This window comes from Pseudomonas sp. 313 (genome assembly GCF_000316965.1).
Taxonomy (GTDB): Bacteria; Pseudomonadota; Gammaproteobacteria; order Pseudomonadales; family Pseudomonadaceae; genus Chryseomonas; species Chryseomonas benzopyrenica.
In genome coordinates, this window is the sequence record NZ_ANBZ01000039.1 from 76,433 (window position 1) to 97,284 (window position 20,852).

Consider the following 20,852-nt stretch of genomic DNA (forward strand, 5'->3'; position numbering starts at 1 on the left):
TTTTGCCGTGGCGTGGAGGTGCTTGGCAGAGCGGTAGCGGCGTAGGTAAAGCTGCAGGTCGGCGGTTAATCCGCCGTGTCGGACTGCAGTCGATGCAGGTGCTTGCGCGCCAGTTCCAGGAAGCGCGGCGTCGTGCCGGCATCGGCATAGAGGGGGTCGCCGAGTTCATCGGTGGCCACTACTTCCTCGCCCTGCACATAGGGAAAGCTGGCTTCCAGTTCTTCGAAGGCGGCCGCCAGCAACTCGCTGAGCAAGGCTTCGGGCGTACGCTGGGGATAGAGTTCGCAAAGGGCCTCAAGACGGGCCGCGGTCTCGACTTCCAAGTCGAGGCGGTAGCTGCGGGTGGTGCCGGAGGTGGTGGCCTGCTGCTCCCATTGGTGAGCGAGTTCGCGAATCTTCATGGGTATCTCCCGTGGCTTAGGCAAAGGTCGGATATTCAGGTCGGACGCGGCTGGGCACCCTGCAACGACCGGAGCTTGCAACCGCGTCACTAGGGTGCTGTCCTCTGCGCTAGACCGCAGCGGTTGCCGTGAGGTCCGAACCGGTACTTTCGAGGAGCACGAGATGGTGGAAATCGATATTCGCCTGCGCGAGCAGGTGCGGTTGCTGGGTGAGCTCCTGGGGCAGACCATTGCCGACCAGCATGGCGCGGCCTTTCTCGACAAGATCGAGCGGATCCGCAAGGGCGCCAAGGCCGCCCGTGGCGGCTCCGCGGAGGGTGCCCGCCAGCTGGGCGACACCCTGGATACCCTGGCCGAAGACGAACTGCTGCCGGTGGCGCGGGCCTTCAGCCATTTTCTCAACCTGGCCAATATCGCCGAGGAATATCACCGGGTCAGACGGCGCACCGAAGATGAGCTGCCACCCTTCGAGCAGCAGGTGCTGCCGGAGTTGCTGGAGCGCCTGGCCGCGGCCGGTCACTCCGGCCAGGAGCTGGCCGAGCGGGTCGCGGCGCTGGACATCGATCTGGTGCTGACCGCCCATCCCACCGAGGTTTCGCGGCGCACCCTGATCCAGAAATACGACGAGATCAGCGCTCAATTGGCGGCCCTCGATCATCGCGACCTGACTTCCGCCGAGGTGGCTGCCATCGAGGCCCGGCTGCGCCGGCTGATCGCCGAGGCCTGGCATACCGAGGAGATCCGCCGCCAGCGCCCGACGCCGGTGGACGAAGCCAAGTGGGGCTTCGCGGTGATCGAGAATTCGCTCTGGCAGGCGATCCCCAGCCTGCTGCGCAAGCTGGACGACTGCCTGCAGGAGCGTACCGGCCAGCGCTTGCCGTTGACGGCAGCGCCGGTACGCTTCTCGTCCTGGATGGGCGGCGACCGCGACGGCAACCCCAATGTCACCGCCGCCATCAGCCGCGAGGTGCTGCTGCTGGCCCGCTGGATGGCCGCCGATCTCTACCTGCGCGATGTCGATCGGCTGGCCGCCGAGCTGTCCATGCAGGCGGCGAGTCCGGCCCTGCGCGAGCAGGCCGGCGATCATCCCGAACCCTATCGCAAGGTGCTCAAGGTGCTGCGCGAGCGGCTGCAGATCACCCGCAGCTGGGCGGCCCATGCCATCACCGATCCCCACGCCGGCGCCCGGCATATTCTCAGCGACAACGCCGAGCTGATCGCCCCGCTGCAGCTGTGCTACGACTCCCTGCAGCACTGCGGCCTGGGCGTCATCGCCGACGGCTCCCTGCTCGACACCCTGCGCCGGGCCCGTACCTTCGGCCTCTATCTGGTCCGTCTGGACATCCGCCAGGACGCCGCGCGCCATGCCGCGGCCCTGGCCGACATCTGCCGCTACCTGGACCTGGGCGACTATGCCGCCTGGAGCGAGGCGCAGCGTCTGGAATTCCTGCGTGGCGAACTCGGCAGCCGGCGTCCCTTGCTGCCGCTGGACGCCGAGCTGGAGGCCGACACCCAGGAGGTGCTCGCCACTTGCCGCGTCATCGCCGCCTCGCCGCCCGATGCCCTGGGCTCCTACGTCATCTCCATGGCCGGTGCCGCATCTGACGTCCTCGCCGTGCAGCTGCTGCTGCGCGAATGCGGGGTGCGCCAGCCGATGCGCGTGGTGCCGCTGTTCGAGACCCTCGACGACCTGGATCAGGCTGGTAGCGCCATCGCCAGTCTGCTCGATCTGCCCGACTACCGGGCGCGTCTGGCCGGTCCCCAGGAGGTCATGATCGGCTATTCCGATTCGGCCAAGGATGCCGGCACCCTGACGGCGGCCTGGGCCCAGTACCGCGCCCAGGAAGCCCTGGTGGACATCTGCGCCAGCCGTGGCGTGGAGTTGCTGCTGTTCCATGGCCGCGGTGGCACCGTGGGGCGTGGCGGCGGTCCGGCCCATGCGGCCATCCTCTCGCAACCGCCGGGCTCGGTGGCCGGGCGCTTCCGTACCACCGAACAGGGCGAGATGATCCGCTTCAAGTTCGGCCAGCCGGCCATCGCCGAGCAGAATCTGGCGCTGTACCTGGGCGCCGTGCTGGAGGCCACCCTGTTGCCGCCGCCGGCGCCGGAACCGGCCTGGCGCGAGCAGATGGATCGCCTGGCCCGCGACAGCCTGCAGGCCTATCGCGGCGTGGTGCGCGAGGATCCGCATTTCGTCAGCTATTTCCGCCAGGCCACTCCGGAGCAGGAGCTGGGCCGGCTGCCCTTGGGCAGTCGCCCGGCCAAGCGCCGCGAAGGCGGCGTGGAAAGCCTCAGGGCCATCCCCTGGATCTTCGCCTGGACTCAGACCCGGCTGATGCTGCCCGCCTGGCTCGGCTGGGAGAAGGCGCTGGACGAGGCCGAACGCCGTGGCGAATCGCCGTTGCTGCGCGAGATGCGCGAAGGCTGGCCGTTCTTCCAGACCCGCATCGACATGCTGGAGATGGTGCTGGCCAAGGCCGAAGCCGAACTGGCGCGGCTCTATGACCAGCGCCTGGTGGAGGCCGACCTGCAGGTGCTGGGCAGCCAGCTGCGCGAGCGGCTGCGCCAGGCCGGCGTGGCGGTCCTGCGCCTGACCGGGCAGGACGAATTGCTCGAGCACCATCCGGAAACCCTGGTGTTCATTGCCGTGCGCAACACCTATCTCGATCCGCTGCATCTCTTGCAGATCGAGTTGCTGGCCCGGGCGCGGGCGGCGGGCGAAAGCCAGCCGGCCGCACTCGATCAGGCCCTGCTGGTGAGCGTGGCCGGTATCGCCGCGGGACTGCGCAATACCGGTTGAGCAGACTGTCGCTTTTGCCGGGGCCCGGGGTCGTCTGGACGGGCCCGGCACCTGCGACGCTTGGTAACTTGTGCGGCCAGGGGGCGCTGTGTATGGTTGGTCCCTTTGGCCGTCTCGTGTCGTCGACAACAATCATCGCGACAGCGCCCTGCGCGGGCTGCCAGTCCGAGACCATTCTAAGGAGCAACAGATGCGCGTAATCCTGCTGGGAGCGCCCGGTGCCGGCAAAGGTACTCAGGCCCGGTTCATCACTGAGAAATTCGGCATTCCGCAGGTTTCCACCGGCGACATGCTGCGGGCCGCGGTCAAGGCTGGCACGCCCCTGGGCCTGCAGGTCAAGGACATCATGGACAACGGTGGCCTGGTCTCCGACGAGATCATCATCGCCCTGATCAGCGAGCGTATCCTCGACGCCGACTGCGCCAAGGGTTTCTTGTTCGACGGCTTCCCGCGCACCATTCCCCAGGCCGAAGCCCTCGAAGCCGCCGGCGTCAAGATCGACCACGTGCTGGAAATCGCCGTCGATGACGAAGAAATCGTCCAGCGCCTGTCCGGTCGTCGCGTGCACCCGGGTTCGGGGCGCGTCTATCACATCGAGCACAATCCGCCGAAGGTCGCCGACACCGACGACCTGACCGGCGAGCCGCTGGTACAGCGCGAAGACGACCGCGAAGCCACCATTCGCAAGCGTCTGGACCTCTATCATTCCCAGACCAAGCCGCTGGTGGACTTCTACCAGAAGCTGGGCGCCGCCCAGGGCACGCCGAAGTGCAGCCGCATCGAGGGCGTGGGTTCGGTGGACGCCATCACCGCCAAGGTGCTGCAGGCCCTGAGCTAAAAGCCGGTAACGACCGCCTGTGCCTGCAGGCGGTCCGGTCGCGGCGCCGTCCTGGCGTCACGATCGATGGGCGGGTCCCCTCGCGACCCGTCTTCCTCTAGAATGCGCAGCCCTTTTCCCTAGTTGCGGATCTACCCCATGTCCATCCTGCTCGCCCTCGACACCGCCACCGAAGCCTGCTCGGTCGCCTTGCATCTGGGCGACGAGATCATCCATCGCTACGAGATCGCGCCGCGCCTGCATGCCCAGCGGGTGCTGCCCATGGTGCAGGAGCTGCTGGCCGAGACCGATCTGAGTCTGGCGCAGGTGGACGCCATCGCCTTCGGTCGTGGCCCTGGCGCCTTTACCGGCGTGCGCATCGCCATCGGCGTGGTGCAGGGCCTGGCCTTCGGGCTGGACCGGCCGGTGCTGCCGGTATCGAATCTGGCCATCATCGCCCAGCGCGCCTGGCGCGAGCGGGGTGTGACCCAGGTGGCCGCCGCCATCGATGCGCGCATGGATGAGGTCTACTGGGGCTGCTATCGCCTGGACGGCGCAGCCATGGTGCTGGCGGGGGCGGAAGCCGTGCTGGCACCCGAGGCCATCGCCCTGCCGGAGGCTGCCACCGGTGACTGGTTCGGAGCCGGCACCGGCTGGGGCTATGCCGGCCGCATGGCCGTGCCGCTGGTCGAGAGCGATGCCAGCCTGTTGCCCCATGCGCAGGATCTGGCGGTGCTGGCGGCCTCGGCCTGGCAGCGCGGCGAAGCCGTGTCGGCCGAATCCGAAGCGGCGCAACCCGTCTATCTGCGTGATCGGGTCGCCACTCCCAAGCAGTCGGTCTGACGTCAGGAAACCCGGCGTAATAGTCTGACGTCCAACCTGTATATGCCACTCGTCCGCCGGTCGCGACGGGCGTCCGGCCCTTGATTGTCATAGCTTTCGACCCTACTTAGAGTAGTGCCATCCGTTCGGGACCTGCCATGCGCATTGACAGCGGCTATTCCTCCTCTGCTTATCCCCTGAATCGTTCCTCGCGCGCGGTCACGCCCGTACGCGAGGTGGCGCAGGACGAGGCCGCCCGTCAGAACGCCATCGCCCGTGAGGCCACGGGTAATCCCCGGTATGACGTCGCGCCCGTCCGCCGTGTCGAGGCGACCGCGGCGACCGATACCGGCAATGGCGGTGGTAATGGTCTGGTGCTCAGCGAGCGCGAAGGGCGCTTCGCCAGTCAGCTCACCGCGCGTGCGCAACAGGCGCTGGCCAGCTACGGCAGCACCGCCGCCCTCGGCGCCGAGCCGGATGGCTCCTCCAGCGTCGTGGGCCTCGATCTCTACGCCTGATGCTGCCGTACCTTCTCGGCTGTCCCTCCTGGAACGACAACGCCTGGCGCGAAAGCCTCTACCACGGCTTGCGCCCGGGTGACTTCCTGTCGCGTTATGCCCAGGTGTTCAACGCCGTGGAGGGCAACACCACCTTCTATGCCTGGCCCTCGGCGGACACCATTCGCCGTTGGGCCGAGCTGATGCCGGCCGGCTTTCGCTTCTGCGCCAAGTTTCCCCGGGACATCAGCCATGCCGAGGATCTGCGGGTGCAACTCTCCAGCGCCCGCACCTTTCTGGAATTGCTGGCGCCCCTGGGCGAACGGGCCAGTCCGCTGTGGCTGCAACTGCCTGCGGGCTTCGGTCCGGATCGGCTCAATGAGCTGAAGGTCTTTCTTTCGGCCATGGCGCCGCGTTGCGCCCTGGCCGTGGAGGTCAGGCACCTGGCCTTTTTCGACAAGGGCGAAACCGAGCGCGCGCTCAATCGCCTGCTCATGGAGCTGGGTGTGGAACGCGTCGGCCTGGATTCCGCCGCCCTGTTCAGCGCCGATCCGAGTGAGCCGGCCGTGCGCCTGGCCCAGGCCAAGAAGCCGCGGGTACCGGCCCGTGCCCTGGCTTTCAGCGAGCATCCCCAGGTGCGCTTCATCGGTCGCCTGGAGCTGGCGGCGAACGACTACTACCTGGCCAAGTGGGTGACCCGGGTGGCCGATTGGATCGAAGGGGGCAAGGTACCCTATGTCTTCCTGCACACCCCGGACAATCGCCAGGCGCCCGAACTGGCCCTGAGATTCCATGCCCAGCTGCGCGAACGCCTGCCCGGCCTGCCGGCGTTGCCCGAGTTGAGCACCGCCGACACCGAGCAACTCGGCCTGCTCTAGCCCCTGGCGTCCGCCGCGATACGTTTGGCGACGTTTTCGCCGGCATTCCCGCTGGCCGCTCCGGTCTGATGAGGATTCCGCTTTGCGAATCCTCTTCGGCGCGCCGCATGAAAGCCAGACACCTGCTCGGTCTCGTCATCCTGCTCTACAGCGGTCTGCACACCGCCTTCGACCAGGGCTGGCTGCGCATCCCGCCGGCCTACAACCCCTGGGCGCCACTGAATATCCAGGCACCCGCCAATGCCGTCACCCGGCTCAAGCTCTGGCGTCTGCAGGCCGATGCCGACTATTGCGCGGCGTCCCTGGCCACCTCGGCGCTCAGCTTTCGCGAATTGCGCGGCAATCCCGGTTCGGCCGACTGCCCGCTGGAGCGGGCGGTACGCATCCAGCGGGGGGAAGGGGTGCGCCTCAACGGCAGCTTCGTCGCCAGCTGTCCGCTGGCGGTGAGTTTCGCGCTGTTCGAACGCCAGGCCCTGCAACCGGCCGCCGAAGCCGTCTATGGCCAGCGGGTCGCCGAGGTTGAGCACTATGGCAGCTTCGCCTGCCGCAACATCTACGGTCGCGCCAGCGGCCGGCGCAGTCAGCACGCCACCGCCAATGCGCTGGACATCGCCGGGCTGCGCCTGGCCGACGGTCGGCGCATCAGCGTGGCGCGGGACTGGAAGGGCGATCCCCAGGCCCAGCGCTTTCTGCGGCTGGTACGCGACGGGGCCTGCCGCTCCTTCAATACCACCCTGGGACCGGACTACAACGCGGCGCACCGCGATCATTTCCATGTCGACATGGGTGGCTTTCGCGTCTGCCGGTAGAATGCACGGTCTTTTCGCCAGCGAGTCGCCCATGTCCACCGCCCGCCCCGCGCTTATCGTCGAAGCCCTGGAACCCGCTTACACGGAGGCTGCCGCTGCCTGGGCCGCGCGCCTGGGCCTGCCCCTGGGTACCGCCACCACCGAAGAGTTCGCCCTGCAGTTCGGCGCTCAAGGCCTGCAACTGGTCCAGCGCGCCCCGGAGGCGCCGGGTCCGGTGCGGGTGGATTTCGTCGAGGGCGCAGCGGCCCATAGACGCAAGTTCGGCGGCGGCGCCGGCCAGATGATCGCCAAGGCGGTCGGGGTCGGGCCGGGTGTGCGCCCGCGTATCCTCGATGCCACCGCGGGTCTGGGCCGCGACGCCTTCGTGCTGGCCACCCTGGGTTGCCCGGTGACGCTGCTGGAGCGCCAGCCGCTGATCGCCGCCCTGCTCGAAGACGGCCTGGCCCGCGCGGCGCGGGATCCTGAAGCGGCCGGCATTGCCGCCCTGATGACCCTGGTGCCGGCCGACTCCACCGCCTACCTGCAGGGCGAGCAGGGCGAGACGCCCGAGGTGATCTATCTGGATCCCATGTTCCCGCACCGCGACAAGAGCGCCTTGGTGAAGAAGGAGATGCGTCTGTTCCGGCCGCTGGTGGGCGACGACCTGGACGCCCCGGCCTTGCTCGCCGCCGCCCTGGCCCGCGCCAGTCACCGGGTGGTGGTCAAGCGCCCGCGCAAGGCGCCGGCCATCGAAGGGGTGAAACCGGGCTATGTGCTGGAGGGCAAGTCCAGCCGCTACGACATCTATCCGAAGAAGAGCTTCAAATCTTCCTGAATGAAAAAGCCCGCGGGCGGAAGGACTCCGGCCGCGGGCGCGGGTGTCGCCGACCTCAGACGGTCGCGGCCTTGGGCGCGCGACGCTTGCGCCAGGCACGGTAGAAGGGCAGGGCCACCATCAGGATGCAGACGATCCAGATGGCCTGGCTGATGCCGCTCTGCCAGAGGATGCCCACTTCGCCGTTGGAGATCGACAGTGCGCGTCTCAGACTCGTCTCCATCAGCTCGCCGAGGATGAAGCCCAGCAGCAGCGGTGAGAGCGGGAAGTCCAGCTTGCGCATGATGTAGCCGAAGATGCCCACGCAGACCATCAACACCAGGTCGAAGGTGGTGGCGTGCACCGCGTAGACGCCGATGCCGGTGATGATGGCGATGGCTGGGGCCAGCGACCAGTTCGGCACCTCGAGGATCTTGGTGAACATCTTCACCATGGGCACGTTGAGGATCAGCAGCATTACGTTGGCGATGAACAGCGAGGCGATCAGACCCCACACCAGATTCGGCTCGTTCTGGAACAGCAGCGGGCCGGGGGTGATGTTGTACAGGGTCAGGGCGCCGATCATCACCGCGGTGGTGCCCGAACCGGGGATGCCCAGGGTCAGCATGGGAATCATGTTGCCGCACACCGCCGCACCGATGGCGGTTTCCGGTGCGGCCAGGCCACGCAGGTCACCCTTGCCGAACTTGCCATCGGCACCGGCCATGCGCTTCTCGGTGGTGTAGGCCAGGGCACTGGCCAGGGTCGCGCCGGCGCCCGGCAACACGCCGATGATGAAGCCGCTCACCGAGCTGCGCAGGTTGACCATGAACACGCTGCGCGCTTCGCGCACGTTGAACAGCATGCGCCCGGTAGCCTTGACCGCCACCTGACCGTGGTGGGTCTGCTCCAGCAGCAGGAGCAGTTCGCTCACCGAGAACAGGCCCAGTACCAGGATCACGAAGTCGATGCCGTCGGCCAGGTGCACGTTGTCGAAGGTGAAACGATAGACGCCGCTGTTGGCGTCGATGCCCACAGAGGCGATGGCCAGGCCGAACAGTGCGGCGACCAGGGTCTTGACCGGCTTTTCGGCGGCCATGCCGGAGAGGCTGAGGATGGCCAGGGCCATCAGCGCGAAGTATTCCGCCGGACCGAAGGCGATCGCCCACTTGGCCAGCAGCGGCGAGAACAGCACCATGCCGCAGGTGGCGATGAAGGCGCCAATGAAGGAGCTCCAGGCCGACAGCGACAGGGCTACGCCCGCCATGCCCTGGCGTGCCAGCGGATAGCCGTCCAGACAGGTCATCATGGTCGCGGCTTCACCGGGGATGTTCAGCAGGATCGAGGAGATCCGGCCGCCGTATTCGCAGCCCAGATAGACCGCCGCCAGCAGGATCAGCGAGGTTTCCGGCGGCAGGCCCAGGGCGAAGGCCACCGGGATCAAGAGGGCGATGCCGTTGATCGGCCCGAGACCCGGCAACAAACCCACCACGGTACCGATCAGGGTGCCGATCAGCGCCACGATCAGGTTGGTCGGCGTCATGGCGACGCCAAAGCCCTGCATCAGAAAATTCAAGGTTTCCATGTCAGCCTTCCAGGAATTCCAGCACGCCAAGGGGTAGGGGGACTTCCATCACCCGGTCGAACAGCACATAGAGACTTACCGAGAGCAGCAGGCTGACCAGGGCACAAGGCATCAGGCGGCCGCCATAGAGTAGGCCGCACAGGGTGGCGGTCAGGAAGGCGCTCAAGGGGAAGCCCAGCGGCTGGAAGGTCAGGGCATAGCCCAGCAGGATGACGCAGCAGGCCACCACCTTGCGCAGCGAGGAAGCGTCCAGCGGCTTCTGGTCTTCACCGTCGCCGATCGGCGTGGGACGAATGATCAGATAGGCCAGGCCCAGGCTCATCAGCCCGAACATCAGCATCGGATAGGCCCGCGGACCGACCGGCTCGTAGGAGAAGGGCGCCTGGTAATCCCGGGCGATGAACAGCATGACGAGTCCGGCCACCAGCCAGACCGCCATGAAGGCGCGTTGGAAGATCATGTCGACATCCTCGAAGGCGCCCGGAGGGGCGCCAGGGGCGGGGGCTCTGTTACTGGATCAGGCCGAATTCCTTGGCCATGCCGCGGTAGCGCGCGACTTCCTTCTGCACATAGGCATCCAGTTCGGCACCGGTCATGGCGAAGGGGAAGAGTTCGCGCTGATCACGCAGCTTGGCGAAGTCGTCGGACGCCAGCAGCTTGTCGAAGCTGGCTTTCCACCAGTTGTACTGCTCGTCGGTGACCTTCGGGCCGACATAGAAGCCGCGGACCACGGGCCAGACGATGTCGTAGCCCTGCTCACGCGCGGTGGGGATGTCCTTCATCGCCGGTTCGTCGAAACGCTGTTCGGCGAAGACCGCCAGGAGGCGCATGTTGCCGGCCTCGACATGGGGCATGGAGTCGGAGATGTCGGTGCTGCCGACCTGGATGTGGCCGCCCAGCAGCGCGGTGGCGATCTCGCCGCCGCCTTCCAGGGCCACGTAGCGCAGTTCCTTGGGATTGATACCGGCGGCCTTGGCGATCAGGGCCGTCTGCATCCAGTCCTGGCTGCCCACGGTACCACCGGAGCCGATCACCACCTTGCTCGGGTCCTTCTTCAGCGCCTCGACCAGATCACCCAGGGTCTTGTAGGGCGAATCGGCCTTGACCGCGATGGCGCCATAGCTGGCCCCCACCGCCGCCAGCCAGCGTACGGCCTTCTCGTCGAAACGACCGAACTTGCCCTGGGCCAGGTTCAGCAGCGAACCGCTGGAGAAGGCGACGATGGTGTCGCCATCGGCCGGACGCTGAGCCACCACGGTGTTGTAGGCCACCGCGCCTACCCCGCCGGGCATGTAGGTCACGCGCATGGGCTTGTCCAGCAACTTGGCTTCCACTAGGCCACTCTGGGCCAGCTTGCAGGTCAGGTCGAAGCCACCACCCGGGGAGGCCGGGGCGATGCATTCAGGACGCTTGGGTTCGGCCACGGCCTGGGCGGACAGCAGCACGGAGGCGGCCAGGGTCAGGGTGAGGTTGCGCAAGGTGGTGCTCATCGACGTCTTCCTTTTGTTGTTATTTCAGAAGCTGACAGGCGGACACGGCTCAGGCTCGCCAGGGCGGCGATCGTTCACAGAAGAGAAGGGTGAGCACGTGGAGCTGCGCGAGGGCGAGCATGGATGTCGTTCCGCTTGTTATTGTTGTTGGCCAACCAGGGGTGGCGCTTGGGCAAGCATCATGCGGTTCTGGGACCGCTACCTTTCACTCTAGACCGCCAAGCTTTCAACAGCCTTTCAATCGTGAAAGGCAGCAATAGTGCGGTTCCGGCTACAGGCCAGCTGGCCGGTATCCGGTAAACTCGAATCTTTTGAGCGGGAGCTGTCAGCGTGCGCATCCTATTGGTCGAAGATCATCCGCCACTGGCCGAAAGCGTCGCCCAGGCGCTCAAGAATGCCGGGCTCAACGTCGATCTGCTCAACGATGGCGTAGCCGCGGATCTGGCCCTGCAGAGTGAGAGCTACGCCCTGGCTATCCTCGATGTCGGCCTGCCGCGCATGGACGGCTTCGAGGTCCTGGCGCGCCTGCGCGAGCGCGGTGATCGCCTGCCGGTGCTGATGCTGACCGCCCGCGGCGAGGTCAAGGATCGGGTGCAGGGCCTCAATCTCGGTGCCGACGACTACCTGGCCAAGCCCTTCGAGCTCACCGAACTGGAAGCCCGGGTCAAGGCCCTGCTGCGCCGCAGCGTGCTGGGCGGGGATCGCCAGCAACGCTGCGGTCCACTGATCTATGACCTCAATACCTCGCGCTTCACCTTGGCGGAGGAAGCACTGTCGCTCACCTCCCGCGAGCACGCCGTACTGGCTGCGCTCATCGCCCGCCCCGGCCGGGTCATGAGCAAGGAGCAGCTCGCCTCGCAAGTCTTCGGCCTGGACGAGGAAGCCAGTCCCGAAGCCATCGAGATCTATGTGCATCGCCTGCGCAAGAAGCTGGAAGCCGGCGCGGTGCGCATCGTCACCTTCCGCGGCCTGGGCTATCTGCTGGAAGAGCAGCATGGCTGACGTGGCGAAGGCCGCTGGCAGCCTGCGTGGCCGCCTGTTGCTGCGCATGGTCATCCTGCTCGCGGTGATCCTGGCGGTCAGCAGCCTGGCCGCCTATCTCAATGGCCGGCGCCTGGCCGACGTGGCCTATGATCGGACGTTGCTGGCCTCGGCCCGTACCATCGCCGCGGGCCTGTCCGCCAGCAACGGCACCCTGCGTGCCGATGTGCCCTACATCGCCCTGGACAACTTCGCCTACGACAACGTCGGACGCATCTTCTACCAGGTGCTGGACACCCGTGGCCGACTGATTTCCGGCTACGAGGAGATCCCGCCACCTCCACCGGACGCAGCCCTGACCCGCGACTATCCGGCCCTGGCGCGCTTCTACAACAGCACCTATCGCGGCAAGGACGTGCGGGTGGTCAGCCTGGCCCAGCCGGTCAGCCAGCCGGATCTCACCGGCATGGCCGAGATTCGTGTCGCCGAGACCGCCGAAGCCCGCGAAGAGGTGGCCCGCAGCCTGCTCACCGACACCCTGATCCGCCTGGGGCTGATGGGGCTGGGTGCCATCCTGCTGGTGTGGATGGCGGTGGGCGCCGCTCTGCGTCCCCTGGAGCGCCTGCGCCAGGCCGTGGAAGAGCGTGGGGTGGACGACCTGCGCCCGCTGCCCGAGGTGCGCGCGCCCCAGGAACTGCTGCCGCTGGTGCATGCCCTGGAAGGCTTCACCCTGCGTCTGCGCCGACTGTTCGAGCGCCAGGCCGACTTCATCGCCAACGCCGCCCATGAATTGCGCACCCCGCTGGCAGCGATCAAGGCGCGGGTCGAACTGGGCTTGCGCGAACGCGAGCCCCAGGCCTGGTACGCCACCCTGGAAGAAACCCGCACCAGCACCGATCGCCTGGCGCGCCTGGCCAATCAGCTGCTGTCGCTGGCACGGATCGAGAGTGGTGCCCAAGCCATCGCCGAAGGGGGCGCCGAGCGCCTGGAACTCAGCGAGCTGGCCAGGGAGCTGGCCATGGCGCTGGCCCCGCTGGCCCATGCCAGGGGCGTCGCCCTGGCCTTCGAGCCGTTCGCCAAGGCGCCGGTGATCGGCGAGCCGACGCTGCTCAACGAGCTGCTCTGCAATCTGGTGGAAAACGCCCTGGCCCACAGCCAGTCAGGTGGCAACATCGTGGTGCGGGTGTTGGCCCCGGCGGTGCTGGAGGTCGAGGATGACGGTCCCGGCATTCCCGCCAGCGCGCGGGCCAAGGTCTTCGAGCGCTTTCAGCGCCTGGATCCCCAGTCCGGTGGTGCCGGCCTGGGGCTGGCCATCGTCGGTGAGATCTGCGCCGCCCATCGCGCCCGCATCCAGTTGCTGGACGGCGCGCTCGGCGGGCTACGGGTAAGGGTCGAATTTCCCGCCGAGGAAGCCTAGGCCTTGTCTAAGAGTGCCTGTGCTTGGCCATGCTGCGTTAAAAATTCGCTGGATCGCCAGCCCGGCCGGAATGCTCATTTACCACTCGTAAACTCGTTCGCGAGCCCGGTCCGCTTCCTCACGGATTTTTGCCTTCCCTGACCTTCGCTCGGCGACTTTTCAGACAGGCCTAGACTCAGCCGAGCAGGGTGCGCGACTGTTCCACCGCGTCCCAGAAGGCCGGATCCTGAGCGGGGTCCGGCTGATTGTTCAGCCCCAGGCGGATGCCGGCGGGCAGCGTCTGGACCGAGCTCTCCTGCTGACCCTGACCCTGACGCTGCGCGTGCAGCTGCGAGGCGACCTGCACGATATCGGCATAGTCGGCCGCGGCGGGCTGGCGCTCCAGCGCCAGGTACTCCCGAGGTACGCAGGCGATGTCGGCCGGGAAATCCCAGACCTTGAGGATGCGTTCGCCGATCTGCGGATGGATGCGCGCGGTCACCTGATCGAGGGTGATGGCGTTGGCCAGCAATTCTTCCTGCTCTTCGGCATAGGTCAGGATCGGCAGCACGCCGATCTGGTGCACCAGACCGGCGAGCAGGGCGCGGTCGGCCATCAGGCGAGTGTACCTCTTGCACAGCGCATGGCTGATGGCGGCGATCTCGGTGCCCTGGCTCCAGACCTCGCGCATCTTGCGATCCACGGCGTCGCTGGTGGCCTGGAACATCTGCTGCATGGCCAGACCCGTGGCCAGATTCGCCGTGTAGTTGATGCCCAGGCGTCCGACCGCCATCTGCAGGTCGGTGATCTCCTTGCTGGTGCGCAGCAGCGGGCTGTTGACCACCTTGATCAGGCGCGCCGTCAGGGCTGCGTCCATGGCGATCACCCGACTCAGCTCGGCGACGCCCACGTTGGGGTCTTCGGCCGCTTCTCTGACCTTCAGGGCCACCTCGGGAAGGGTGGGCAGCACCACGCGGTCCGTGTCTATCGCGTGGAGAAGATCCTGAACAACTTTTTCAGCAAGAGGAGTCATGACATACCTGTGTGAGGAGCGGAAAAGGCGATCCCAACCTTCAGCGCTTTATTTCACGATCGCTGTCGAGAGAGTAGGGCAAATCGAGTAAACGGCAGTTTGGCCCGTCCGAGCTGCCCAGCGCGATGCGCCCGTCAGCCACGGCATCGCCCTGCAGCACGGCCAGGAACTCGCAACCCTCGGCGCTTGGCGCGGCCAGTACCACCTCGCCCACGCTGCTGCCATGGACTGGCGAGAACAGCTCGGTACCCACGGCAGGGGGCTGGTCGCTGCCGGCCAGGCGATAGAGACGCCGCTTGAGCTTGCCCAGGTACTGCATGCGCGCGACGATCTCCTGGCCGGTATAGCAGCCCTTGCGAAAGCTCACGCCATCCAGGGCCTGCAGGTTGATCATCTGTGGGACGAACAGCTCGCGGGTCGCGCCGAACAGCTGGCCCACGCCGGCCCGCACCTGGGCCAGCAGCCACTCATCGAGCGCGACCTCCGGCAAGGCCGGCACCGCTGCGTCCGCCGCGCGCCAGGTCTCGACCCGGCCATCCTCCAGCCGCAGGGCGAAGCCGTCATCGAGCGGCGCCACGGCATTGGCCTGGTCACCCAGCGCGATGTCGGGATAGGCACTGGCGAAGCCCGCAGCCGAGAGCCCGAGGCGTTGCCATTGGGCGCTTTCATCCGCGAGCGTCGACTTGGAGAAGACCGCATATTTCTTCAGATCGGTCAGCAGTGGCTCGACCAGTTCCGCGGCCATCGCCAACAGATAGCCGTCGGCCTGCTTGACGATGCGGAAGCTGGAGACCAGACGGCCCTTGGGCGTGCAGCGACCGCCCAGACCGGCCTGGTCGTCAGCGAGATAATTGAGGTTGCAGGTCAGCTGCCCCTGGAGAAACTTGGTCGCATCGACCCCGCGGATGGCCAGGACGCCTTCGTGGGTCAAGCGGCAGAAATACGGCGAGTTGGCCATTGCGGCTGCAGCTCCGTGTCGAGTGAAGCCGCTCATCATAGGCGCGCCCAGGGTGAATGTCAGGCGCACTGCGCGATGGGGCGCTTCAGGCTTATACTGCGCCGATTGTCGCAGGAGTCCCCATGAGTACCGAAGCTACCGAACTCAATAGATTGTACTGGCACAGCCGCCGCGGCATGCTGGAGCTGGATGTGTTGTTGGTGCCCTTCGTCAAGGAGGTCTATTCCTCCCTGACTGGCGAAGACCAGGCGCGCTATCGCAAGCTGCTCGAGTGCGAGGATCAGGACATGTTCCACTGGTTCATGCAGCGCGGCGAACCGGAAGACGCCGACCTGCAGATCATCGTGCGCATGATCCTGGACCGTGTCCAGCCGGCTTGAGCCCTTCGAATGCCGCTGGAGCGCCTCGGCGGGCCTCCTGCGGCTGCATGCCGTAGCAGCGTTCGCTGCAGGGATCAGCCCCTGGCTGACGGCCATTCCCTGGACGCTCAAAGCTCTCCTGACGCTGCTGGTGCTCTGGTCCTGGCAGCGTGTGCGCCAGCGGCAGCTCCAGCAGCGCTATCCCGAGGTTCCGCGGCGGCTGCGGCATGGCGCCGAGGGGTGGCAGCTCTGGTCGCCGGCCAGTGGCTGGCAGGCTGTGCAATTATGCCCGGACAGCCTGGCATTGCCGCTGCTGGTGGTCCTGCGCTATCGCCTGCCTGGCGAAAGACTCACTCGCAGTCTCTGCATCGCCCGTGACAGCCTGACCGCGGACGCCCATCGCCGCCTGCGGGTCAGGCTTCGCTTCGCCCCGCGCCGGTTCGCGGCACCAGAATAGTGTCCCGGGCGGCGTCGCTGGCGAGCTGCGGATAGTCCAGGGTGAAATGCAGGCCGCGACTTTCCTGGCGGGCAAGGGCGCTCTCGATGATCAGCTCCGCCACCTGCGCCAGGTTGCGCAACTCGATCAGGTCGCGACTGACTCTATAGTTGCTATAGAACTCGTCGATCTCGTCCATCAGCAGCCGGATGCGATGGCGGGCGCGTACCAGGCGCTTGGTGGTGCGCACGATGCCGACGTAGTCCCACATGAAGCGCCGCAGTTCGTCCCAGTTGTGGGCGATGACCACGTCCTCGTCCGAGTCCGTCACCTGGCTGGCATCCCAGTCGGGCAGGTCGCGCGGCATGACGATCTCGGCCTCCTGCGCCTGGATGTCCAGCGCCGCCGAGCGGGCATAGACGAAGCACTCCAGCAACGAATTGCTGGCCATGCGATTGGCCCCATGCAGACCGGTGCAGCTGGTCTCGCCGATGGCGTAGAGGCCGGCGAGATCCGTGCGCCCATGCGCATCGACCCGCACGCCGCCACAGGTGTAGTGCGCCGCCGGTACCACCGGGATCGGATCGCGGGTAATGTCGATACCCAGCTCCAGGCAGCGCCGATGGACCGTGGGAAAGTGCTCCTGCACGAAGTCCGCCGGCTTGTGGCTGATATCGAGGAAGACGCAGTCGACGCCCAGGCGCTTCATCTCATGGTCGATGGCGCGGGCCACCACGTCCCGCGGTGCCAGATCGGCGCGGGGGTCGAAGCGCGGCATGAAGCGTTCGCCATCGGGCAGGCGCAACACCGCGCCCTCGCCACGCAGGGCTTCGGTGATCAGAAAGCTCCGCGCATGGGGGTGATAGAGGCAGGTGGGATGGAACTGGTTGAATTCCAGGTTGGCCACCGAGCAGCCGGCGCGCCAGGCCATGGCGATACCGTCGCCGCTGGCGCTGTCCTGGTTGGTGCTATAGAGGTAGGCCTTGCTGGCCCCGCCGGTAGCCAGCACCGTGAAGCGTGCGTGCAGGGTGTCCACCTGATCGCTGGTCCGGTCGAGCACATAGGCGCCCAGGCAACGGGCGCCCGGCCGGCCGAGCTTTTCCGTGGTGATCAGATCCACCGCCACGCGCTGGCTGAGCAGCTGTATGTTGGGGCGGCCTTCGGCGATGCGCAGCAGGGTGTCGAAGATGGCCATGCCGGTGGCATCGGCGGCGTGAATGATGCGTCGGTGGCTGTGGCCGCCTTCACGGGTCAGGTGAAAGCCCAGGCCGCCCTTGCCGGTGTCCTGTTCGCGAGTGAAGGGCACGCCCTGGTCGATCAGCCACTGCATGGCCTCGCGACTGTGCTCGACGGTGAAGCGCACGGCCCCTTCGTCACACAGTCCGGCGCCCGCGATTAGGGTATCCTGCACGTGCGCCTCGACGGTATCGCCCTCGTCCAGCACGGCGGCGACGCCACCCTGGGCCCAATAGGTCGAGCCTTGCGCCAATTCGCCTTTGCTCAAGACCGCGATCGACAGCGTCGCCGGCAGATTGAGCGCGAGCGTCAGGCCCGCGGCGCCGCTGCCGATTACCAGGACATCGAATTCCAGATGACGCGCCATGACGTTTCCTTCTCACCGAGACGGCGAGTATAGGAACAAGGCGGCTGACGGCATAGCCATCGCGCGGCATCGAGCAGGGAACTCGCGGGCGTGGAGCAGGGTCTATGTACAGATAATTGCTCATCCGTGCGGCGGGAATGCCCAGACGAGAATGAGCCATCTGCCAAAGCTAAATCAGTGACACCCAGGAGCGATCAGCAGCCATATTAGTGCTCGCTCATCAACTGCTGTGGAGGGGAGAACTTTCGTGCAACAGCCCAGTCTAGCAGCGCGCGTCGATAGTGAAAGCAAGGACGATAAAGAGCTGCAAGCCAAGGACAGCAAGCAAGCCCTGCCCACCCAGGAGCAGGATCAACAACTTGTCGAGCGCGTCCAGCGTGGTGACAAGCGTGCCTTCGACCTGCTGGTGCTCAAGTATCAGCACAAGATCCTCGGTCTGATCGTGCGTTTCGTCCACGATACCCAGGAAGCCCAGGACGTCGCTCAGGAGGCTTTTATCAAGGCCTATCGCGCGCTCGGGAACTTCCGCGGTGATAGCGCTTTCTACACCTGGCTTTATCGCATCGCCATCAACACGGCGAAAAACCATCTGGTTGCCCGGGGTCGTCGTCCACCGGACAGCGACGTCAGTGCCGAAGATGCGGAATTTTATGAAGGCGACCATGCTCTAAAGGATATCGAGTCCCCAGAGCGGTCCCTCTTGCGGGATGAGATCGAGGCCACCGTGCACCGTACCATCCAGCAACTCCCGGAAGATCTGCGTACCGCGCTGACCCTTCGTGAGTTCGAAGGCCTCAGCTACGAAGACATTGCTAATGTCATGCAGTGTCCGGTTGGAACGGTCCGGTCTCGGATTTTCCGAGCTCGGGAAGCGATAGACAAAGCATTGCAGCCCCTGCTGCGTGATGCATAGACAGCGGCGACAGCTTTTAGAGAGGTAATACGTATGAGTCGTGAAGCCCTGCTGGAATCCCTGTCCGCTGTTATGGATAACGAAGCGGACGAATTCGAAACCCGGCGTGTCATCGCCGAGGTCAGCAAGGACCCGGAATTGCGCGCCACCTGGTCGCGCTACGCCATGGTCAGCGCCGTGATTCGCGGCGAGCCCATGATGCCGAATCTGGACATCGCCAAGGGCGTTACCACCACGCTGGAGCGTGATGAGGTCGCCGCAGCCCCGGCAGCGCCCGTCGCTGCTCAGGTCAGCAAGGGTCGCTGGTCGAGCCTGGGTCGTGTCGCGGTTGCCGCGTCCGTGACCTTCGCCGTACTGGCGGGTGTGCGGATGTACAATCAGTCTGACGTCTCTACCCAGGGTCTGGCCCAGCAGGCGCCGAGCCAGCTGACCGTGCCGCAACCTGCGCGTAGCCCGGCCGTACTGGCCAGCTTCAGCGAAGAAAGCACCAAGGCCAACGCCGAAGCCAAGGCTGATCAGCCGGCGGTTGGTGAAAAGCAGGATGTTCCTGCCCAGCGTTGATTCGCTGGTCTCACCGCAGAAAGGGCGCCTGGAGTTAAGCTTCAGGTGCCCTTTTTTTGCCTGAAGGATTTTCGACCAGGTCGCAAAAAAGCTTCGAAAGCTATCGTTCAGCAAGGGCGTGCTATTTCTGCTGCCAGTCGTCACTGACTATGCCTCCCATCCGGGAAGGGCTGGTCGCCAGCGATGTGTTCAAGTCATTGGATAGAGTGGAGCTGCATGCGCATGCGCAATCTAAAGCATTACACGGCGGCCCTGATGGGGCTCTGGCTGATGGGACTGACGGCCATGGCTCGGGCCGATCTGCCGGATTTCACCGGCCTGGTCGAGGCAGCGTCTCCCGCGGTCGTCAATATCAGCACCCGACAGAAAATTCCCGAAGGTCGCGGCGCTGGCGCCATGACCATGCCGGACCTGGAAGGTCTGCCGCCGGGCATCCGTGAATTCTTCGAGCGCAGCATTCCGCAAATGCCGCGCAGTCCCCGTGGCAAGCAGGAGCAGGCCCAGTCGCTGGGTTCCGGCTTCATCATCTCTGCCGATGGCTACATCCTGACCAATAACCACGTGGTCGCCGATGCCGACGAGATCCTGGTGCGTCTCTCCGATCGCAGCGATCACACGGCCAAGCTGATCGGCGCGGATCCCCGTACCGACGTGGCCCTGCTGAAGATCGATGCCAAAGATCTGCCCACCCTCAAGCTGGGCAGCTCCGATCAATTGAAGGTCGGCGAATGGGTATTGGCCATCGGCTCGCCCTTCGGCTTCGATCATTCGGTCACCGCCGGTATCGTCAGCGCCAAGGGCCGTAGCCTACCCAACGAAAGCTACGTGCCCTTCATCCAGACCGACGTTGCCATCAATCCGGGCAACTCCGGTGGCCCGCTGTTCAACCTCAAGGGTGAGGTGGTCGGGATCAACTCGCAGATCTTCACCCGCTCCGGTGGCTTCATGGGGCTGTCCTTCGCCATCCCGATCGACGTGGCCATGAACGTGGCCAATCAGCTGAAGACCGAAGGCAAGGTCAGCCGTGGCTGGCTCGGTGTGGTCATCCAGGAAGTAGACAAGGATCTCGCCGAGTCCTTCGGCCTGGATCGTCCGGCCGGTGCCCTGGTCGCCCAGATTCTGGACGACGGCCCGGCAGCCAAGAGCGGCATCAAGGTCGGCGACGTCATCCTCTCGGTCAACGGCCAGAAGATCGAGGAATCCGCCGACCTGCCGCACCTGATCGGCAACCTCAAGCCGGGCGCCAAGGCCGACATGGAGGTCATCCGCGAAGGCAAGCGGCAGAACCTCAGCGTCACCGTGGGCGACATGCCCAAGGACGACCAGGCCACGTCCGGTGGCGAACGCGGTTCCGATCGGGCCAGCAATCGCCTGGGGATCGCCGTGGCCAACCTGACCGCCGAGCAGAAGAAGACCATGGATATCCAGAGCGGTGTGGTCATTAACAAGCTCAGTGGCGACGGTCCCGCCGCGGCCATCGGTCTGCGTCCGGGCGATGTCATCACCCATCTGAACAACCAGCCCATCGAATCCGCCACGGCCTTCGAGAAGATCACCTCGGCACTGCCGGCGGGTCGCTCCATCTCGATGCGCGTGGTGCGCGAGGGCCGCGCCAGCTTCATCACCTTCAAGCTGCCAGGCAAGTAAGGACCGGGTAGGGGAGTGGGGGCAGGTGACTGCCCCTTCTTTTTGTCCGCTCGAACGGCGCGAGTCCCCTTGT

The 20,852-nt window shown here is 65.9% G+C and carries 21 protein-coding genes; 14 read left to right on the forward strand and 7 right to left on the reverse strand.

Annotation, left to right across the window (positions count from 1 at the left end):
* Nucleotides 1-65 precede the first annotated feature (65 nt).
* Nucleotides 66-401 carry a hypothetical protein gene (locus C722_RS0108655; protein WP_017640126.1) on the reverse strand — a complete coding sequence of 112 codons (336 nt, stop codon included), beginning with the start codon at nucleotides 399-401 and terminating at the stop codon, nucleotides 66-68.
* 163 nt (nucleotides 402-564) lie between these two features.
* Between C722_RS0108655 and ppc the strand changes: the two genes are divergently transcribed.
* From ppc to C722_RS0108690, 7 genes are all read left to right on the forward strand, one after another.
* On the forward strand, nucleotides 565-3,201 hold the full coding sequence (gene ppc / locus C722_RS0108660; RefSeq protein ID WP_017640127.1) for a phosphoenolpyruvate carboxylase: 2,637 nt from the start codon (nucleotides 565-567) through the stop codon (nucleotides 3,199-3,201).
* Nucleotides 3,202-3,391: 190 nt separating this feature from the next.
* Nucleotides 3,392-4,039 carry an adenylate kinase gene (adk, locus tag C722_RS0108665; RefSeq protein ID WP_017640128.1) on the forward strand — a complete coding sequence of 216 codons (648 nt, stop codon included), beginning with the start codon at nucleotides 3,392-3,394 and terminating at the stop codon, nucleotides 4,037-4,039.
* A gap of 138 nt (nucleotides 4,040-4,177) precedes the next feature.
* Nucleotides 4,178-4,861, forward strand: a complete 684-nt coding sequence (gene tsaB, locus C722_RS0108670; protein WP_017640129.1) for a tRNA (adenosine(37)-N6)-threonylcarbamoyltransferase complex dimerization subunit type 1 TsaB — start codon at nucleotides 4,178-4,180, stop codon at nucleotides 4,859-4,861.
* 137 nt (nucleotides 4,862-4,998) lie between these two features.
* On the forward strand, nucleotides 4,999-5,358 hold the full coding sequence (locus C722_RS0108675) for a hypothetical protein (RefSeq protein WP_017640130.1): 360 nt from the start codon (nucleotides 4,999-5,001) through the stop codon (nucleotides 5,356-5,358).
* The gene (locus tag C722_RS0108680) at nucleotides 5,358-6,215 is read left to right on the forward strand and encodes a DUF72 domain-containing protein (RefSeq protein WP_017640131.1); all 858 of its coding nucleotides are present in this window, start codon (nucleotides 5,358-5,360) and stop codon (nucleotides 6,213-6,215) included. The genes C722_RS0108675 and C722_RS0108680 overlap by 1 nt, the downstream gene beginning before the upstream one ends.
* A gap of 107 nt (nucleotides 6,216-6,322) precedes the next feature.
* The gene (locus tag C722_RS0108685) at nucleotides 6,323-7,024 is read left to right on the forward strand and encodes an extensin family protein (protein ID WP_017640132.1); all 702 of its coding nucleotides are present in this window, start codon (nucleotides 6,323-6,325) and stop codon (nucleotides 7,022-7,024) included.
* 31 nt (nucleotides 7,025-7,055) lie between these two features.
* Nucleotides 7,056-7,838, forward strand: coding sequence for a class I SAM-dependent methyltransferase (locus C722_RS0108690; RefSeq protein ID WP_017640133.1), 783 nt, complete (start codon nucleotides 7,056-7,058; stop codon nucleotides 7,836-7,838).
* A 55-nt stretch (nucleotides 7,839-7,893) separates the two neighbouring features.
* On the opposite strand, the gene C722_RS0108695 is transcribed toward C722_RS0108690, so the two are convergent.
* Genes C722_RS0108695 through C722_RS0108705 form a run of 3 tightly spaced genes read right to left on the reverse strand, consistent with a single transcriptional unit; the run spans nucleotide 7,894 to nucleotide 10,892 of the window.
* Nucleotides 7,894-9,402, reverse strand: a complete 1,509-nt coding sequence (locus C722_RS0108695) for a tripartite tricarboxylate transporter permease (RefSeq protein ID WP_017640134.1) — start codon at nucleotides 9,400-9,402, stop codon at nucleotides 7,894-7,896.
* A gap of 1 nt (nucleotide 9,403) precedes the next feature.
* On the reverse strand, nucleotides 9,404-9,862 hold the full coding sequence (locus tag C722_RS0108700; RefSeq protein ID WP_017640135.1) for a tripartite tricarboxylate transporter TctB family protein: 459 nt from the start codon (nucleotides 9,860-9,862) through the stop codon (nucleotides 9,404-9,406).
* Nucleotides 9,863-9,911: 49 nt separating this feature from the next.
* Nucleotides 9,912-10,892 carry a tripartite tricarboxylate transporter substrate binding protein gene (locus C722_RS0108705; RefSeq protein ID WP_017640136.1) on the reverse strand — a complete coding sequence of 327 codons (981 nt, stop codon included), beginning with the start codon at nucleotides 10,890-10,892 and terminating at the stop codon, nucleotides 9,912-9,914.
* A gap of 330 nt (nucleotides 10,893-11,222) precedes the next feature.
* Between C722_RS0108705 and C722_RS0108710 the strand changes: the two genes are divergently transcribed.
* Both C722_RS0108710 and C722_RS0108715 read left to right on the forward strand, forming a co-directional pair.
* Nucleotides 11,223-11,894 (forward strand): response regulator, encoded by a 672-nt coding sequence (locus C722_RS0108710; RefSeq protein ID WP_017640137.1) that lies wholly within the window; start codon nucleotides 11,223-11,225, stop codon nucleotides 11,892-11,894.
* Nucleotides 11,887-13,290, forward strand: a complete 1,404-nt coding sequence (locus C722_RS0108715) for a sensor histidine kinase (RefSeq protein ID WP_017640138.1) — start codon at nucleotides 11,887-11,889, stop codon at nucleotides 13,288-13,290. Before C722_RS0108710 ends, C722_RS0108715 begins: the two co-directional genes overlap by 8 nt.
* A gap of 175 nt (nucleotides 13,291-13,465) precedes the next feature.
* On the opposite strand, the gene C722_RS0108720 is transcribed toward C722_RS0108715, so the two are convergent.
* Both C722_RS0108720 and C722_RS0108725 read right to left on the reverse strand, forming a co-directional pair.
* Nucleotides 13,466-14,302 carry an HDOD domain-containing protein gene (locus C722_RS0108720; protein WP_026083735.1) on the reverse strand — a complete coding sequence of 279 codons (837 nt, stop codon included), beginning with the start codon at nucleotides 14,300-14,302 and terminating at the stop codon, nucleotides 13,466-13,468.
* A 40-nt stretch (nucleotides 14,303-14,342) separates the two neighbouring features.
* Complete coding sequence (locus C722_RS0108725) at nucleotides 14,343-15,260, reverse strand: folate-binding protein YgfZ (protein WP_017640140.1); 918 nt, start codon at nucleotides 15,258-15,260, stop codon at nucleotides 14,343-14,345.
* A 122-nt stretch (nucleotides 15,261-15,382) separates the two neighbouring features.
* Between C722_RS0108725 and C722_RS0108730 the strand changes: the two genes are divergently transcribed.
* Both C722_RS0108730 and C722_RS0108735 read left to right on the forward strand, forming a co-directional pair.
* Nucleotides 15,383-15,640, forward strand: coding sequence for a succinate dehydrogenase assembly factor 2 (locus tag C722_RS0108730; RefSeq protein ID WP_017640141.1), 258 nt, complete (start codon nucleotides 15,383-15,385; stop codon nucleotides 15,638-15,640).
* On the forward strand, nucleotides 15,624-16,076 hold the full coding sequence (locus C722_RS0108735) for a protein YgfX (RefSeq protein ID WP_017640142.1): 453 nt from the start codon (nucleotides 15,624-15,626) through the stop codon (nucleotides 16,074-16,076). The genes C722_RS0108730 and C722_RS0108735 overlap by 17 nt, the downstream gene beginning before the upstream one ends.
* Here C722_RS0108735 and nadB read toward each other — a convergent pair.
* Nucleotides 16,033-17,658: an L-aspartate oxidase gene (nadB, locus tag C722_RS0108740; RefSeq protein WP_017640143.1), complete on the reverse strand. Its 1,626-nt coding sequence runs from the start codon at nucleotides 17,656-17,658 to the stop codon at nucleotides 16,033-16,035. The two genes, C722_RS0108735 and nadB, sit on opposite strands and share 44 nt — an antisense overlap.
* A 331-nt stretch (nucleotides 17,659-17,989) precedes the next feature.
* Here nadB and rpoE point away from each other — a divergent pair, with 331 nt between their 5' ends.
* The 3 genes from rpoE to C722_RS0108755 all read left to right on the forward strand — a co-directional run bounded on the left by rpoE (nucleotide 17,990) and on the right by C722_RS0108755 (nucleotide 20,779).
* Entirely contained in the window at nucleotides 17,990-18,571 is a 582-nt protein-coding gene (rpoE, locus tag C722_RS0108745; RefSeq protein ID WP_026083736.1) for an RNA polymerase sigma factor RpoE, read from the forward strand.
* Nucleotides 18,572-18,604: 33 nt separating this feature from the next.
* Nucleotides 18,605-19,132: a sigma-E factor negative regulatory protein gene (locus tag C722_RS0108750; protein ID WP_017640146.1), complete on the forward strand. Its 528-nt coding sequence runs from the start codon at nucleotides 18,605-18,607 to the stop codon at nucleotides 19,130-19,132.
* A gap of 222 nt (nucleotides 19,133-19,354) precedes the next feature.
* Complete coding sequence (locus tag C722_RS0108755) at nucleotides 19,355-20,779, forward strand: DegQ family serine endoprotease (RefSeq protein ID WP_026083737.1); 1,425 nt, start codon at nucleotides 19,355-19,357, stop codon at nucleotides 20,777-20,779.
* Nucleotides 20,780-20,852: the final 73 nt, after the last annotated feature.

What these genes read in the sequence shown, in the direction of transcription:
- C722_RS0108655 (WP_017640126.1), bottom strand. Translation starts at nt 401, where the DNA reads ATGAAGATTCGCGAACTCGCTCACCAATGGGAGCAGCAGGCCACCACC.
- ppc (WP_017640127.1), top strand. Translation starts at nt 565, where the DNA reads ATGGTGGAAATCGATATTCGCCTGCGCGAGCAGGTGCGGTTGCTGGGT.
- adk (WP_017640128.1), top strand. Translation starts at nt 3,392, where the DNA reads ATGCGCGTAATCCTGCTGGGAGCGCCCGGTGCCGGCAAAGGTACTCAG.
- tsaB (WP_017640129.1), top strand. Translation starts at nt 4,178, where the DNA reads ATGTCCATCCTGCTCGCCCTCGACACCGCCACCGAAGCCTGCTCGGTC.
- C722_RS0108675 (WP_017640130.1), top strand. Translation starts at nt 4,999, where the DNA reads ATGCGCATTGACAGCGGCTATTCCTCCTCTGCTTATCCCCTGAATCGT.
- C722_RS0108680 (WP_017640131.1), top strand. Translation starts at nt 5,358, where the DNA reads ATGCTGCCGTACCTTCTCGGCTGTCCCTCCTGGAACGACAACGCCTGG.
- C722_RS0108685 (WP_017640132.1), top strand. Translation starts at nt 6,323, where the DNA reads ATGAAAGCCAGACACCTGCTCGGTCTCGTCATCCTGCTCTACAGCGGT.
- C722_RS0108690 (WP_017640133.1), top strand. Translation starts at nt 7,056, where the DNA reads ATGTCCACCGCCCGCCCCGCGCTTATCGTCGAAGCCCTGGAACCCGCT.
- C722_RS0108695 (WP_017640134.1), bottom strand. Translation starts at nt 9,402, where the DNA reads ATGGAAACCTTGAATTTTCTGATGCAGGGCTTTGGCGTCGCCATGACG.
- C722_RS0108700 (WP_017640135.1), bottom strand. Translation starts at nt 9,862, where the DNA reads ATGATCTTCCAACGCGCCTTCATGGCGGTCTGGCTGGTGGCCGGACTC.
- C722_RS0108705 (WP_017640136.1), bottom strand. Translation starts at nt 10,892, where the DNA reads ATGAGCACCACCTTGCGCAACCTCACCCTGACCCTGGCCGCCTCCGTG.
- C722_RS0108715 (WP_017640138.1), top strand. Translation starts at nt 11,887, where the DNA reads ATGGCTGACGTGGCGAAGGCCGCTGGCAGCCTGCGTGGCCGCCTGTTG.
- C722_RS0108720 (WP_026083735.1), bottom strand. Translation starts at nt 14,302, where the DNA reads ATGACTCCTCTTGCTGAAAAAGTTGTTCAGGATCTTCTCCACGCGATA.
- C722_RS0108725 (WP_017640140.1), bottom strand. Translation starts at nt 15,260, where the DNA reads ATGGCCAACTCGCCGTATTTCTGCCGCTTGACCCACGAAGGCGTCCTG.
- C722_RS0108730 (WP_017640141.1), top strand. Translation starts at nt 15,383, where the DNA reads ATGAGTACCGAAGCTACCGAACTCAATAGATTGTACTGGCACAGCCGC.
- nadB (WP_017640143.1), bottom strand. Translation starts at nt 17,658, where the DNA reads ATGGCGCGTCATCTGGAATTCGATGTCCTGGTAATCGGCAGCGGCGCC.
- C722_RS0108750 (WP_017640146.1), top strand. Translation starts at nt 18,605, where the DNA reads ATGAGTCGTGAAGCCCTGCTGGAATCCCTGTCCGCTGTTATGGATAAC.
- C722_RS0108755 (WP_026083737.1), top strand. Translation starts at nt 19,355, where the DNA reads ATGCGCAATCTAAAGCATTACACGGCGGCCCTGATGGGGCTCTGGCTG.